We start from the raw sequence: 17,920 nt of genomic DNA, 5'->3' as shown, positions 1-17,920 counted from the left end.
GAGCGGCCTGTTGTTTTTTGGTCCGGGTGTTTGAAGCGGTTTCCCTTTTGGTCGCCCGCCAGGGCGAGGAGGCAGTTGCCATGAACGGAATGTCGAAGATGTTTTCCCAGCGCAAAGTGATTCCAGCTCTGCTGAAATCGACGCTCGATCGTTTTTTCGGCGCTGCCGGTCGGGAAAAGACACGAGCGGGCACTGCGCCTGCAGGCAGCCGCTTCCTCTTCGAAAGCCTCGAACCACGCATCCTGCTCTCCGCCGACTTCACTCCGGTGGCGCCGCTGGGGTCGTTCATTCAGCGCGTCGAGCAAGGCGACACCGCGGGTCACTTCGCCGAGCTCGGAACGACCGACTACACGCTGTTACTCGACGCCGGGCAGCGCATCTCCGTGCTTTTTGAAGCGGATGCGCAGCTGCAAGGCAAGATTCAGATCTTCGGACCGGCTGGCGGCGATCCGCTCGGCGAGGTGGTCGCCCAGCAGGCCGGAGAGAAGCTTCTGCTCGATTCACTCCCGGTGGCGGACAGCGGCGACTATCTGCTGCGCGTCGAGAACCTGGCCGGCAGCGGCAACTTCAATGCCGACGTCTTTCTGAACGCCAGCCTGGAAAGCGAACTGCTTGGCGGGGTCAGCGACAACGATCTCACGGGCGCGCAGGATCTGGCGCCAGCCTGGCTCGACCTGCCGGAAGGTGGGCAGCGGGCGGCGGTTGTCGGCAGCGTCGAACCGGGGACGGCCGATTTTTACCGCCTCGAACTGCCGGCCGACGAGCGTCTCTCGCTCGCCTTGACCGCGCTCGATACCGGGGGTGGCGGGGCGCTTGGGCTGCAGCTTATCGATGCGACAGGCCGTTCCGTCGCGGCTGGCCGGCGCGGCGCAGCCACCAGCGATCAGGTCGTCGACGGTTTCGCGGCACTTGCCGGTACCTACTACCTGCGGGTCAGCGGTAGTGGCGGCGAGCGTTACAGCCTGGTGGCGCTGCGCCAGGCGCGGATGGATGTTGAGCCGAACGACAGCGCCCTACAGGCGCAGCCGCTGAGTCCGTTGGCCGATGTCATCGGTCATCTTGGCGGAGGCAGCAGCGCACTGCGCATTGCGGTCGTCTCCTCAATGCAGCCGGGGTTCGACGGTGGGCTGAACGCGATGGTCGGTCAGCTCAATGACGATGCGCAGGGCCGGTTTGCCGCCAGCCTGGTCGCGCCGCTGGACATCGATACGCTGGGTGAAATGTCGAGCTACGATGTCGTCGTGGTCGGCGGCACCGGTTCGGGACTGAGCGAGTTCGCTCTTTATGCCGGCATTCTGGAACCCTACGTCTTCAATGGCGGTGGTGTGGTGGCAACGGGCTTCAGCCTGCTGGCTGCACAATCGTTGTCTGCCGAAGCCCGAGCGGCGATCGATGCCGTTCTGCCAGTGAATGCCTCGGCATGGGACAATGGGCAGAGCTACACCAGCGAGGTCTGGGTGACGCCGAGCGGTGCACTGCATCCGATCAACGAGGGGCTTGGCGCCTTTTTCGTCGGTAGCGGACCTGGCGACAGCAGCTATGTCGAAAACCCGGTGGCGTTGCCACCGGTTGATCCTGATGCGACCGTTTTGGCGACGGTCCAGCGCGGCGAGGAAGCTCCGCGAGCCGTTGCTGCGGCGGCCAACCGCGGGTTTGGTCACGCGGTGTACCTGGGTCCGGCGTATGCCTTCGGTTTTTCGCCGGGTTCCGGGCTGCGTAGCGGCGATGCCGATCGCATGCTCGAGCAGGCGGTGGCCTGGGCTGCGGGCGACCCGCTCGGCGCCGGCGACCAGTATCTGATCGCGGCCAACCCCGGCGATCACTTGGTGATTACGACGACCACCTTCGGTGGGGCCGCCGACGATCCGGCCGACGTGCGCGCGCCGCTGAACAGTCTTGACCCGCGCCTGCAACTGTATTCCCCTGGCTTGGCCAGCGTAGAGGTTGCCAGCGATGACAATGGCGCCTTCGATGGGCGTAATGCGCGGATCGAATACCTTGTTCCGGATGACGCCGGTGGAGCATACCGTTTGCGGGTCAGCTCGTTGTCCGGCAGCGGCGATTACACGCTGCACGTGGCCGGGGCGACTGGCACGGCGGACGTGCAAGCGATGGATCTGGTCGGCGTTTCCGTTGCTGACGGGGCGCGACTCGGGGCTTTCCCGAGTGCGGTCGACTTCACTTTTTCGCAGGCGGTGCGGATTGACGGCCTGTCGCCCAGCGATCTGAGCGTCAGCGATGGCGACGGCAACCCGGTCGAGGTGCTTGATGCGTTGCTCGTCGATGCGGCCACGGTGCGCTTCGTTCTTGCCGCGCAGTCGGTGCACATGCACTACAGCATGACTCTGGCGGCCGATGTGATTCACGATCTGAGCAATAGTGTTGGCAACGCGGGAGATACACGGCAGTTCGATGTCGACCTGCAGGCGCCGACCGTTACCTGGCAAAGCGTCAATGATGGCGACCGCATGTTGGCGGGCGCTTTCGGTTTCAGTATCGGCTTCAGCGAGATGATGTCGTCAGTTGGGCTGGGGCCGGAGGACGTGCGGCTGGTCGATACGCTCAGCGGTCGGTCGGTTGCTGCCTCGTTGCTGGATTTTCAAGGCGATCGGGTTTACGTCGCGTTTCCCGAGCTGGCCGAAGGCGCGTACCGGCTGAGCGTGCTCAGCCAGTCCACAGGTTTCCGCGACGTGGCGGGAAATCTGCTCGATGGCGATAGCGATGGGCAGGCAGGCGGCGATCGCGCGCTAGTTTTTGGCGTGGACATTGACGAAGCCGCGTATCAAACGCCGCTGGTCAGATGGGCTCCTGCGGGGTCGCTGGTTTATGGCAGCGCAGAACCCGCGCGCGAAGGTGCCCTCTACGAGCCTTGGGGTGAGGACTACGACACCTACTTCCTCGATCTTGACGCTGGCCAGCGGCTGTCGGTCGGTCTGTACGAGGTGGCACCTGATCTGCGCGCGCGGATCGAGGCCTTTGCTCCCGACGGTACTCAACTCGGCGCCTACGAAGCAACGGGAGCGGGCGAAGCGGTTGGTCTGAACAACCTGCCGGTGGACAGCGCCGGGCGCTACCGGATCGTGCTCAGCAATCTGCAAGACCCCGCGCAGGGGAACTGGACGTCCGGTCACTTCAAACTCGATGTATTGCTCAACTCGGCGGTCGAGCTCGAACGGGCGGGCTGGGGGACGAACAACGATGCGGCCTCGGCAGAGAACCTGGGTGCGACCGTCATCGACCTGGGCGACGGTGCACAGCGCGGCGCGGTGCTGGGCAATCTGAGCGTGCAGACGCTCAACGTCGTCGCCGAACAAGCCTTCGCCGGCGACCCGGAGGCGATGTGGACGCTGCGCACGATCACCGGCGATCCGAACCCGCCCTCGATAGACTGGAACCTCGGGGGGAGTGGGCAATTGACGATGAACTCCTCGTCGAACGTCGATGGCGCCGGCAACAAGTACAGCGTACTGCAGGAAGCGGAGTGGGCGGTCGATCTGAGTGGTTTGACGCAGGCCACGCTGAGTTTTCGCGAAATCGGTCTCGACGCCGTTGCCGAGCGTTTCGCGACTGACGAGGCGGGCCGCTTCGTTGGCTTCAGCGGGCACGTCAACGCTGACGGTGTCGCGCTCAGCCCCGATGGCGAGAACTGGTTCCCGCTCGTTCAGTTGGCCGCCGAGTACGGCGACCTGTGGAATACCTACAGCGTGGACCTTGACGCCGCTGCGGCGGCGGCCGGATGGTCGCTTGACGGCTTGTTCCGCATACGCTTCCAGTACTTCGACGATCCCGCCGCGCTGAAGTACCGCTCGTGGGATGATGTCGTCATTACCACCGAGAACCCGCTGGCAGTGTCCTCGGTATCCGTCCAGGGTGAGGGCGGTGGCTACGAAAGCCAGCCCAGCCTGCTCGCCGACGGAATCATTCCGGTGCAGGGCAGCGACTGGAACAGGAGCGGCAATTTCTGGTGGTGGGGTCAGACGTTTGATCCGCAGAACGGCAATGGCCTGGCCGTCGTTCTTGATCTCGGCGCCGCACGCGAAGTCGCAGATCTTTTGCTCAGCGTTGATAATAATGACGATTACGCAGTCGATTGGTCGGCCGACGGGGAGACCTGGAACCGCCTGCTGGCGGTCGCGGCAGACCTGGGCGATGTCGGCTACGGGATGGATACGATCAGCACAGTGGCCGGCAGCGAGGAATACGTTGACGGGGTAGATTTTGCCGGGGCGGTTTCGGCGCGTTATCTGCGTGTTTATGCGAGCGGCGGCGACGACGCTTACGCCGTCGGCGAGGTGCGCGTTCTCGGCGCGCCGGGCCAGCGTATTGGACTCGATCAGGACTGGTATTCGTTCACGCTGAACGACTACGAAAGCGCCACTCTCGCGCTGCATCACCAGAATCCGCAGTCGGCGGGTAATGTGCGTATGGAGATCGTCGACGCCGACGGCAACCTCGTCGCGTCTGATCTTCCCGGTGCAGGCGAAGTCGCGCGCGTCATCGCCAACTTCGTTGCCCACCCCGGCCTGGGACCGAGCGGGACCTTTTACGTCCGCGTCTTCGGCGCCGCACCGGGTGACTACAACCTGGTCCTGACGCGCAACGCCGACTTCGGCCTGGAAAATGGCGGCGATCAGGCGATCGGTCCGTCGGGCAGGGTGCTCGGGGCGATTGTCGGCGGCGAGACCGACGGCTTCCTGCTGCACCTCAATGGCGGCGATGTCGTCGAGTTGTGGACGCGCACGCCGGGCAGCGACGCGAACGGCGAATTCGTCAACGGCCTCGATCCGCGTATCGAGGTGTTCGACCTCGCCGGGAATCCGGTAGCGCTCGATTTCGACAACGACAACGCCTGGAACGGCGGCAATGCCTGGTTGGGTTTTGCCGTCCCGGGCAGCGACCCGGTCGACTACCGGGTCGTGGTGCGCGACGCGGGCGAGACGGGCGGCGAGTACGTGCTCTACAGCAGCGGCGCGACCGGCGCCGGCGAGGGCTTGCATGTGGTCAGCGTCGCACCCGCCGACGGCCTGTCCGTCGCTGCTTATCCCAACTGGTTGCGGCTCGATTTTTCCGCGCCCTTGCGCGTCGACCATGTCAACAACTGGGATCTGGTGATCCGCGACCCGAACGGCGATGAGTCGGTTGCGCAAAGCGTCTGGATGGCCGATGCCGATACCGTCTTTTTCAATATCGCCAATGCGCTCGATGGCGTCGGGGAATATACGGCGATCCTCGGCGGCGAGACGACGTTCGACCTGAGTGGGCGAGCGGTGCAGTATTTCGCGTCCACCTTCCTCTTTGACGATTCGTCGCCCAAGGTGGTCGCCGCCAGCATCGCGCAGGACCAGGTCGTCGTTCCCGGCGACCTGCAGGTGCAGATCCAGTTCTCGGAGGATCTGCTCGCCGCGGTCCTTGACGCGTCCGACGTGCAACTGCGCAACGAAACCTCGGGTGCGTTGCTCAGTGCAACGGGCTTCGTTTACGACGACCAGACCCGTACGCTGCGGCTCGACTTCAGCGGCCTGAGCGAGGGCAACTACACGCTGACGCTGTTCAGTCGGAACGACGCGTTCCGCGACACTGGCGGCCTGCTCCTCGACGGGGAACATTCGGGCAGCCTGCCGTCCGGCAACAGTGTGCCGGGTGGCGATTTCGTTCTCCGCTTTGCCACCGACCGGGTCGGCCCAACGGCCTATCCAACGCCACTCGTCGGCATCCAGCCGGACGGCTCGCTGATCTACGATCCGCTGGCAACGGGCGTTTTCTACGGAACGGGTGACAGCGACGATTACACCTTGAACCTCGACGCCGGGCAGACGCTGAGCGTTATTCTCTCTCCGCAGGCGGCCGGCGTACGCGGCAGCATCGTCGTGCTGGCGCCGGATGGCAGCCCGCTTGCCGAGGCGGTCGGTTTGCTCGACGGGCAGAACGTCGTTGTGCAGACAGCGCCGGTGGCCAGCGCAGGTACGTATACCCTCCGGGCGATTTCGCAGGCCGGCGGTGGTGCCTATCAGGTGCAGGCCTTCCTCAACACGCGGCTCGAAGTTGAAGCCGGCGAGGATGTCCAGGACCTCGACGGCAGCTTCATCGCACTGGCCGGCAGCGCAGCACGCGGTGCTGCGCGCGGCAGTCTGAGCGCGGGAGATGTCGACTGGTACGGCTTCAGCCTGTCGACCGGCGATTCCGCAACCCTGCTGCTGGCGCGCGACAACCGCACGCAAGCGGCCAATCTGACGCTCGATCTCTATGACGCCGCAGGGCACTGGCTGGCGAGCAGCCTTGCTGGCTCGGTGGATGTCGATCGTTTGATCAAGAACTTCACGCCGGCGGCAGGCGGTGTCTTCCACGTTCGGGTGAGCGGCGATCCGGCCAGCTACAGCTTGCTGGTATTGCGCAACGCACAGTTTGACCTCGAGCCGAATACCTTGGCCAGCCAGGCGATGACGCTCTCGCTCGACGGCGCCGGGGACGGGCGCGTCCTCGGCTATCTGGGCAATTTCGTCGGCGCGATCAGCAGCGAGAGCGAACCTAACGACACCGCTGCGAATGGCGGCTCAGCGGCCGACCTGCCTTTGGCCAACGACCTGAACGGCTCTTTTTCGTCGATCGGCGGCAACCAGTACCGGGCAACCGTCAATGGAACGATCAGCGTCGGCAGCGATTGGGACTGGGATTTCTTCAAGGTCAGTCTGGCAGCCGGCGACTTTCTGGCGATCAATCTGAACAACGCTGGGGTCAGCGATCCCTTCTTGCATCTCTACAACAGTAGCGGCAGCCAGATCACCTACAACGATGACAATGGTAGCCTCAATTCCTATATCGGCTATACGGCGACCTATACCGGCGACTACTATGTCGTTGCCGACTCGTATTCCAACCGAACCGGCGGCTACCAGTTGATCGTTACGGTCACCACGCCAACGCCGAGCTTCGGCGACAGCCGGGATCAGTATCTGTACGCGGTCAACCCGGGCGATGTGCTGATCGTCGAAACGGCGACGCCGGGCGATGGGGCGGGCGAGCCGGTCAACCTGCTTGATCCGCAACTGTTCCTCTATGCTCCAGATGGGAACCTTGTCGCGCTTGATCAGAACGGCGCTGCGGATGGCCGCAATGCGCGCATCGAATACACAGTACCCGGCGCGGCGCTAGCCGGCGCGCTTTATCGCATCGAAGTGCGCGCCGAGAATCAGACGAAAGGCAGTTACGTGCTGAGCGCGAGCGGAGGCAGCGCGACGCCGCTACCGTTCAATGTGACGACGACAACGCCCGCCGACCAGACACTCCTTGCCATTTATCCGGCGACCTATACCGTAGACTTTTCGCAGGCGCTGTTGTTGACCTCGGTCGATGCTGCCGACCTGACGATCGACGGCATCGCGGCGAGCAGCGTGACGGTGGTCGACGCGGATACCTTGCGTTTCGCGATCGACCAGGCCGCGCACGGCGACGCCACGTATGCCGTGCGCATCGCGGCAGGTGCGCTGAGCAGCGTGTCGGGCCAGGCGCTGAGCAGCTTTACCGCGACTTTTGAAACGGACGCAACACCACCGCGAGTGACCGTCAGCAGCCTGCTCGGCGGCGATACGCTGGCCCCGGGCAGCGTGGTCTACAGCGCGAGCTTCAGCGAGGAACTGGCGAGCAGCGGGCTCGGCGCCGACGACGTGCTGCTGGTCAATCTCGACACCGGCGTGTCCATTGCCACCTCGGTCAGCTATGTCGACGGAATGCTATCGGCCAGTCTGGGCAACCTGGCCGAGGGCAACTACCGGCTGACGCTGGTCGCCGATGCCGATGGCTTGCGCGACCGGCGCAACAACTTGCTCGACGGAGAGTACGCGGGCAGCCTGCCGTCGGGTGATGGCGCCGCCGGAGGTGACTTCGTCGTCGACTTCAAGGTCGACGCCTTGGGCGTGACCCCGCTCGCGCTCAGCCGCGTGGCGCCGCTCGGCTCTCTGGTCAACGATGCGCAGGTCGGCAGCAATCTGTACGCCGCCGCCGATGTCGACTTGTTCACCATCGATCTGCAAGCGGGTCAACTCGCATCATTGCGTCTGACCCTGGAGAATCCCGCGCTGTCGGCGCGAATCGAACTGCTCGACGCGAACGGCGACCTTGTTCCGGGCGCCACGACGAGCGGCAGCGGTACCCTGCTGCTGGCGAATCTGCCGATCACTCTGGCCGGCACTCATACACTGCGGATCAGCGGGCTGGCTGGGGCAGGCAACTATGTTGTCCAGCTCTTGCTCAATGCGCAGTTCGAAGCGGAAGCCTGGGGCGGCGCCGCCAATGATGACCTGGCTGCTGCCCTAAGTCTCGATGCTTCGGCGGTTGGCCTGCAAGGAGCGGCCGATCGTCTCGCAGCGCTAGGCACCGTCACCGCTGGCAATGCCGACTGGTACCGTTTCAGCCTGGCGGCTGGGCAGGTCGCCAGCCTGGCGGTGACGCGTACCGATCAGCCGGGTGCCGGCGGCCTCAGCCTGGAGTTGTACGATCTCGCTGGGACGCGGCTGGCCCTGGGAATCGCCGATGCCGGCAACGTCGATCAGGCGATTTCACAGTTTGTTGCGCCAGCGGCTGGTGAATACGCCGTGCGCGTTTCCTCGGCCGCGACGCTGCCCTACAGCTTGCTGGTCACGCGTGGTGCGGAGATTGGTCTCGAGAACCCCGGCGTCAGCGAAGTACAGGACATCGGCCCGACGCTGCAAGCCGTCGGTTATCTCGGTGCGTCCGGGAGCGGCGAGGGGAGCATCCGCGTCGCCGTATTGAATAGCGGCGCCGCTAATCAGGTCGTCAACCAGCTCAACGACGACACGTGGTTCAACTTCATCGCGACCAGCGTTACCTACACGCAGATCGACACCGTGGCCGAGCTCGCCGCGTACGACGTGGTCATGCTGGGCGATTCCAATACAAGCCACGGCCAGATCGCGGCGATCGCGCCGGCCTTGCGGCAGTGGGTCGAAGCCGGCGGTGGTGTCGTCGGGACCGGCTGGCTGATTTACTCGGCGGGCGCGACCACCGGCGTGCCGGTGGCGGACATCGACGCCATCATCCCGGTCGACACGACGATCGGCTACGCTTACCAGACGAATGCCTCGCTGCTCGACCTTACCGTCGGCGACCATCCGGTGTCGGCCGGCGTCAGCGATTTTGCGCCCGGTTATTACGTCGAGTATTCGTCGACCGTCGATGCCGGCGCAAGCGTTCTTGCCAACTCGGTCGGTAGTGCCGGGACGCAGCCAGCGGTCGTCGTTGGCGACGTCGGTGCCGGTCGTGGCGTGTACCTCGGGCCGCTCTATATGATTTCCGCCTACGGCCAGCTTGCCAGCGGTGACGCCGATCGACTGCTCGAGCAAGCGGTGGCGTGGGCAGCCGGCGATCACGATGATCGCTACAGCATCGAGGTCACGGCAGGTCAGGCGCTCGACATCCGCACGACGACACCGTTCGACGCGCCGGGCGAGCCGGTGAACACGCTCGACGCGCGGCTGGAACTTTATGATCCGAGCGGCAATCTGGTTGCGAGTGACGACAACGGTGCTGACGGCGACGAACGCAACGCGAACATTCTATACACGGCAGCGAGCAGTGGCCGCTACGAAGTGCGGGTGATTGCCGCCAGTTCCGCGCAAGCCAATCGGGGTGAGTACATCCTCAAAGTGAATGGCAGCGTGCCCAGCTCGGGGCAGGTGCCGACGGTTGTCGCCAGCAACCCGGTGGAAGGCGCCAACTTCCTGAACCCACCGACGACGCTGACCTTGACGCTATCCGAGGGACTGCTCGCGACTTCGGTCGAGGCGACCGACCTGACGCTGAGCAACGGCGCCCAAGTCACCGGGGTCACGTTGGTCGATGGACGCACGCTGCGCTTCTCCGTTTCCGCGCCCAACGTGGCGGGCAGTTTTGCCTACACGCTGGCCGCCGGTGCTGTGCAGGATCTGCAGGGGCTGGGCAACGTCGCGTACACCGGGCACTTCACGGTCGACCACACGGGCGCGCATGTCGTCAGCCAGAACCCGGAAGCTCAGGCTTCGGCGCCGTTCGGCCAGATGAGTTTCACCTTCAGCGAAGACCTCGATCCAGCCAGCGTCAGTGTGGCGGACATCGCCAGCTTCACCGGGCCGAGCGGCAATACGATCACCGTCAACAGCGTCAGCGTGGCGGGCAACGTGCTCACCGTCAATTTTGCCGCACAGACGCAGCAGGGCCAGTACACGATGGTGCTTGGCCCGCACATTGGCGATCGGGTGGGCAACGCCATGGACCAGAACCAGGACGGTGCCAACGGCCAGACGGACGACCGCTACACGGCTGTCGTGCAGTTGCAGTCGCCTGATCTGCAGGCGATCTCGCTGAGCAACCCGGCCGCGGCACTGTGGGGCGACACCATCGAGCTGATCTGGCGCGTCGAAAACGTCGGCAGCGATCCGGCGCGCAACAACTGGTACGACGCGATCTACCTATCGTCGGATGCGCTTCTCGACGGCAACGACCGGCGTCTGTACGCCGCATGGGCCAGCCGCAATCCGTTGCCGGCGGACGACGGCGAGGTTGACGACTACTCCAGCACGATCAATCTGGCCTTGCCGCTTGATTGGGATCCCATCGAGGGCACCTATTACCTGATCTTGCGCACCGACGCGTTTGGCCATCAGCCCGAGTCGAACGAGAACAACAACACGGTCGCCGGCCAGGCGATCACGCTGCGCTTGCCGGCCAGACCCGATCTGGTCGTGAGCAACGTAAGCATGCCCGCCGATCTGGTGCTCAACCCGAGTGGCAACACGCTGGTACCGATCACGTGGACGGTGACCAACCAGGGAACAGCCGCTGCTTCCGGCTGGTACGACTTGGTTCAACTGTCGAGCGACAACGTCGCCGGTAGCGACGTTCACTACGGTAGTTTCCTCTTCGAGGGCACGCTGAATCCGGGCGAGTCGGCGACCCGCACGCAATACATCTCGCTGCCATACAACTATGTCGGCAACGTCAGCGACGTCGCCCGCTGGGTGGTCGTGACGACGGACGGCGCCAATCAGCACTATGAGGTGCGGCCTGGAACGCCGTCCAGCCACCCGGCCGGCGAGGCGAACAACGCGCGCGTCAGCGAACAGCCGATGACCGTCCGTTATCCGGCGCTGCCCAACCTGCAGGTGACCGCGGTTACGCCGCCTGACCACTCGTTCTCGGGGGGCGACACGGTCATCAGCTGGACGGTGACCAATACCGGCGTCGGCGCGAGCAGCGTCCCCACCTGGTATGACGCGGTTTTCCTGTCGACCGACAACGTTCTCGACGGCAGCGACCTGTCGCTTGGCGTCGTCGGCAACCCGAGCTATCTGGCGGGAAGCGGCAACGTCGGCAACAGCTATACCAGCAGTCTGCACTTCCTGGTGCCGCAGGGCTGGTCCGGGCCCTACTACTACCTGGTCAAGACTGACTACTACAACCACATGTTCGAGAACCAGAACGAGGGCGACAACGTCGGCAGCGCCGCGGTCGTCATCGAGCTGACGCCGCCGCCGGACCTGCAGGTGGTGGCGCGAAACCCGAACAACAACGAGTGGGAGTCTTCGGTACGCGTGAACGCACCCGGCGGTCTGTGGTCGGGTCAGGCGGCGACGGTTTCCTGGACGGTGACCAACCGCGGCGATGGAACAACGGCGCCGGCGGCGCTGTGGTACGACTGCGTCTACATGTCGGTTGACGACAGCTTCAGCACTGACGACATCGTGCTCGGCACGTGGTGGCACAACGGAGCCTTGGAGGCTGGCGCAGCGTATTCGCGCAGCGAGTCGATCGTACTGCCGATCGGGTTGCCGGCTGACGGCGTGCCGACGACCTACCATTTCTTCGTCGTGACCGATGTTGGCAACCAGGTGTATGAGTATGTCAGCGAAGGCAACAACGACAACTCCTACGCCAGCGAGATCGTGTCGCTGACGCCACCGCCTGACCTCGAACCGGATGCGATCGACCTGCCAGCAACGGCACAGGCCGGGCACAGCTTCGCCTTCACCTATGCGGTGACCAACTTCGGCACGCTGACGCCGAACGCCTACTGGAACGATCGCTTCTGGTTGTCGACCGACAACGTGCTCGATGCCTCGGATCTCCACCTCGGCGACCGCGGACACTGGGGAGCGCTGGATACCGATCAATCCTACAGCGCGAGCTTCACCTACACGCTGCCCAACGGTATCGCCGGCGAGTATCGCGTAATCATGCGAACCGACGTGCAGAATCATGTCTTCGAGGGCCTGGACAATCCGGCAAACAACTACTATCCGGAAGGCAACAATCAGATCGTCAGTGACGTGATGGCGATTGTTTCGCGGCCGGCCGATCTCGTCATCGTCCCCGGCAGTTTTGTCAGCAGCGCCAGCGCCGAGGCGGGCCGGACGATCAGCGCGTCGTGGACGGTGCGCAACGACGGCAGCGGCGACTCGGTCGAGAACGGCTGGATCGACCAGCTCGTCGCCTCGCTCGACGACGTGCTCGGTAACGGCGACGACGTGCCGCTCTACAGTCACCAGCACTCCGGCGTCCTGGCGGCCGGCGCCGGGTACAGCGTCAACAACGTTTCGGTAGCGCTGCCAATCACTCTGGCCACCGGCGAGTACCGCTTGTTCGTCCGCACCGATGCGGGCAACCAGGTCTTCGAGTCCGACAACGAAAACAATAGTGCCCTGAATTCATTGAGCGTACTGCGCCAGACGGCCGACCTGCAGGTGGTGACGGTGAGCGATTTGCCCGCCGAGGCGACCGCGGGTAGCAGCCTCTCTCTGAGCTGGCGTGTGCAGAACCTTGGCCTGCAGCCGACCAACGTCAATTACTGGTATGACGATGTCTTTCTCTCGGCCGATCCCGAGCTGGGCGCCGGCGACATCAGTCTTGGCTCGGTACGGCACAGCAACGTGCTCGCGCCCGGCGAGTGGTACGACGCGGAGGCGAGCTTCACGTTGTCGACGACGATCACCGCCGGCAGCTACTACGTCGTCGTGCGCACCGACCAGCACAATACGGTTGTCGAGTCGCCGAGCGAGGCGAATAACATCGCCAGTTCGCCGGCTCGCGTGGCGATTGCCGCGTGGGCAGGCGGCGAACGGCCGTTGTCCGAGTTGCGTCCCGATCTGGCAGTGACCTCGGTCAGCCTGCCCGCCGACGCCTACAGTGGTCAGCCGTTTACGCTGCAGTGGACGGTGACCAATCAGTCGACCACCGACAACACCGGTGCCCGCTACTGGTATGACTCGGTCTACCTGTCGCGCGATCTCTTCCTCGAGCGCAGCAGCGACCTGTATCTCGGCCATGTGCTGCAGTACCGTGACCTCGCGGTCGGCGAGCACTACGATGTCACGCAGGCGTTCACTGTGCCGGCCGGCTATACCGGTCAGCTCTATGCCTTTGTCGTTACCGATGTCACGGGCAGCGTGACCGAGTCGGTGGAGACGAACAATGCAACGCGCTCACCCGGCGTGGTGAACGTCAGCCTGGCGCCGCCGGCCAACCTGGTGGCCGGACTGATCACGGTGCCGACCAATGGTGTGCCGGGTCAGGCTGCCGACATCACCTATCGGGTGAGCAACGCCGCTGGGGCGAACGCCGTCGTCGGATCGTGGAAGGACACGCTTTATCTGTCCACCGACACGCTCTGGGACATCGGTGACGCCGTCATTGGCTCGGTGTGGAACACCTACGCTGCGGCCGATCCGTTCTCCGGCGGCGAAGAATACACGCAGACCTTGCACGCTGCGCTGCCCGGTGTCGACCCGGGCGAGTATCACGTCATCGTGCGCTCGGACATCCTGAATTACGTCAATGAAACGAGCGACGCCGACAACCTTTCGGCCAGCCTCGAAGCGGTGGCGCTGGACGCCGTCGTTCTGCCTTTGGGTGGATCGGTGAGCGGTGAACTGGCCTATCGCCAGGCCGCGTACTACAAGCTCGAAGTCGGCGCCGGCGAAACGGTGCAGATCAGGCTTGACAGTGCGGGCAGCAATGTCGCCAATGAGCTTTACGTACGCTTTGGTTCGATGCCCAGCCTGGGTCGCTTCGATTACGCTTCGCGCGAAGCCTACGATGCCGATCCGGTCGTCCTGATTCCCGAAACTCAGGCGGGCACCTACTACATTCTCGCCTACGGCGCCGACGTCAGCGGTGCCCCCGCCTACACGCTGAACTCGGCGGTCATCCCCTTCTCGCTCAGCGAAGTACGCACCGACACCGTCGGCAACTCCGGCGAAGCGACGCTGCGCATCGATGGTGCCCGCTTCTCCGAGGCGACCCGTTTCGCGCTGCGTGCGCCGGACGGTCGACTGTACGACGCAACGCGCCTGTTTGTCGAAGACTCCAGCCGCGTGTACGCGACTTTCAATCTGCTGCTCGCCGCCGAAGGGCGTTACGACGTGGTCGCCGTGCAGGCGACCGGGCAGACCGAAGTGCTGAACGACGCGGTGACGGTTATCGACGACGCGCGCGGAGCCAACCTGTTCAGCATCATCGAAGGTCCAAGACAGGTGACGATCGGCCGCGTCAACAGTTTCAACCTGCAATACACCAACCAGGGCGATGGCGACTCGATGGCGCCGCTGCTGATCATTTCAAGCCGCAGTCACGTTCCGATCGGCTACACCGGCAGCGATCTGCGCGATCAGCCGATCTATTACCTGGGCGCCAGCATCGATGGACCGATGGACATCCTGCGTCCGGACACTGGCTACACGCAGCAGTTGCTTTATCGTTCGCCGATGAGCGAGGGGCAGTTCGATATCCGCGTCGCCACGCTGCAATCGACCGACAGCCGGCTCATCGACAGCGCCAAGTGGACCGAAATCGAGCAGTCGATCAAGCCATTGGCACCGGAAGGAATGAGCAGCAACGAGTGGAACGCCGCCTGGGAAGTCTTCTGGGGACGTATTCGCGTGACCATGGGCAACACCTGGGGCGACTACGTGCGCATGCTCAACCAGGCGATGCTGCTCGTCTCCGAGCAGGGCAGCCCGGTACGCGACGTGCGCACGCTGATGGCGACCGTCTACCAGCAACACCCCGACTGGCGTCCGGCTTCGAATCTGAGCGGTAGGCTGCGTGACGCCGAAACCGGCGCAGCACTGGCCAATGTGCAGCTTGCCGCGTATCGGACGACGAGCCAGGGGCTTGCCCTTGGCGGCTACGCGACGACCGATATCAACGGTCGTTTCACGCTGAGCGGCCTGCTGCCCGGCAACTACAGCCTGGGTCTGGCGAGTGGCGTATTCGACATGAACCGCAACGGGCTGGACGACAGCGGCGAAGTCCTTGGCGGTGCGCCTCTTGCCTTGCCGAGTTTTGCGGTCAGCTTCAGCGCCGATACTGCGGCGGGCGACGTCTACGTGCTTGACACGACGCGCGTCGTACACACCGACGATTCGGCTCCGGTGCTGGCGAACGCGCCCGACGGCACGCCCAACATCCTCTGGTTGCGCGACGGCAAGGCGTGGCACGCCTGGTTCGACGGCAGCAACTGGCGTGACGCGCGCGCCGTGTCGGCCGATGGTGCTTCCGACCTCAACCTGGTGGCGGCAGGCAACGTGCTCGACGGATCGGATCCTGGCCTGATCGCCGTCTGGCAGCAGAATGGCGGCAACGACGCTCTCGGTGGCAACGACAGCGAGATCTTCTACGCCGTAGCGCGTCCGCGCGCCGGTGGCGGCTACCAGTGGTCGGCGCCGATCCGCCTGACGAATGACGTGGTCGCCGATCGCGGCCTGGAAGTCGTCGTCATCGGCAGCGGTCAGGTGCTGATCGTCGACAAGAAGGAAAATGTCGCGATTCAGGACGATGCCGACGTCTATTACTATGTCGTCGATGTCGCGACGGGCGCCCTGCTGTGGACGGCGACGCCGACCGTCCTGCGTCCGCAGGCCAGCGTTGCCTACAGTTACGACAAGGAGTACGGCCCGTGGAATGCGCTCGGCATGGATGTCAAGGCAACGATCGGCCTGCACGGGGAAGCGACGCAGAATGAGTGTGAAGCCAGCCTGACGGTTGGCGGTGGTGCTGAGCTTAGCCTGGAAAGCGACAATCTGGGCATCACGCTCGAGGGCCATGGCGACCTGGAGGCTGAATGGGGGGTCGATCTGGCGGCGCACGACTGGGATTTCCATCAGGCGACGGCGAAGATCGGTATCAGCGGCGAACTCGACTGGAAGAACGGCCTGCTCAAGATGCTGGGCGCGATTCCGACGCCGGCGACCAAGGCCGCTGCGACCTTCATCGAGTGGGCGACGGCAGCGATCAACAAGACCGGTGTGGTCGAAGCAAGCAACGGCATCAAAGGCAGCATTGGCCTTGATTTCAGTGGTTTGCGGTGGACCATCGCGGAGCCTTTCCCGGAGTGGATCTGGCCGAATGTCATCGCGGAGGCTGCCGTCGAGGCGAGCGTCAAGGCCTACGCCGGGATTCAGATCAAGGACGATGACGACTGGAAGCTCGAGGTCGAAGGCGGCATCGTGGCCGAGGTCGACGTCTATCCGTCGGTTCAGTTGACCAAGCTTGGCGGCGAGATCGGCATTACCCTGACGCTGTGGGGTATCGACTTCAGTCCCGAGCCCTACTTCCTCGGTTACGAAAAGTCCGATCTCGTGCCGCTCGACGCGACTGGGCAGCAGCGCCCCTTGTACCGGCAGTCGTGGAATTCGGCCTTGCTCATCGGTACCGGTGCCGACTATGGCAACGCCGTGCTCGCCGATGTCGGCAGCGACCTGTACGACGACGGTAGCCCGGCGCTGGCGCACGATGCGGCCGGCACTTACGCGGCGTGGACGCATAATCTGGGCGACATCGGCAGCGAAGTGCGCGTCGCAACCTATGACGGTAGCGCCTGGAGCGCACCGCAGGCAATCGCCGGCAGCCTCGGCTGGAATGGCAGTGTCAACACGATGACCGATGCGAGCGGCCGCCGGATGGTCATCTGGACGCGCGCCGACACGAGCAGTTTGAACCACAACTCCGACCTCGATACCCTGCAGGCCGCGCGTGCCGCCAACGAAGTGATGTATTCGGTATTCGACGGCAGCAGTTGGTCGGCTCCGGCGGTGCTTGCCGCCACCGCTGGTCAGGATGGGGGCATCACCTTGAGCAAGGATGCCGCGGGCAAGGTGACGGCCGGCTGGATCAGTACCGACAGCGCAGGCATACAGCACCTGCTCAGCGCAAGCTGGAACGGCAGCACCTGGAGCGCGGCGCAGGAGATTGCCGCAGCGGCGACGCTGGGACAGCTCGAACTCGGCCTGGTCGGCAGCACCTTGACCGCGTTCTGGACCGAAGACGTCAGCGCTGCCGGCGATTCGAGCGAGACCAGCATGCGCAGCGCGCGCTACCTGGGCGGTGTCTGGTCGAGCGCCAGCGCCTTTTCGCCGGTGCTCCTCTCGGCAACGCTGGGTGCCAGCGAAGTGAGCGCGACGACCGGCTTGAGCCTGAACGGCAGCGATGTCCCGCTGCAGGCGCAGACGCTGGCTGGCGTGCTGTTCGGGCCGCCGCCCGACGAGTGCTTCAAGTGCAAGCCGGAAGACATCAAGAAAGTGACCGAGAACGCACCGAATTGCCGGCCTGGCGGCGGTACCGACGTGCAGTACGATCCGGAAGAGTGCATCGAGCGCACGATCATCTATCAGCCCTGCGCGGTGCGTCCGCGGGACCCGAACGACATCCTCGGGCCGCAGGGCTTTGGTGATGAGAACTGGATTACCGCCAGTGCGACCGAGGCGTACACGATTCGTTTCGAGAACGCAGCCGATGCCAGCGCACCGGCGCAACAGGTCGTCATCACGCAGATACTCGATCCCGACCTCGATCCGCGCACCTTCCGGCCGGATGATTTCGGCTGGGGCGATTTCCGCCAGGAGCTGACGGTCAATCGCTTGCAGTACAGCGGTCG

Annotated in this window: 1 protein-coding gene; it reads left to right on the top strand. The window is 64.3% G+C overall.

What is annotated here, in order from left to right:
* Positions 1–80 precede the first annotated feature (80 nt).
* A partial coding sequence (locus RKP46_RS01820; RefSeq protein ID WP_311105049.1) for a CARDB domain-containing protein occupies positions 81–17,920 on the top strand: 17,840 nt, incomplete at its 3' end.

This window comes from Accumulibacter sp. (assembly GCF_031732815.1).
Lineage (GTDB): Bacteria > Pseudomonadota > Gammaproteobacteria > Burkholderiales > Rhodocyclaceae > Accumulibacter.
This window is presented reverse-complemented; position numbering and strand designations above follow the sequence as displayed.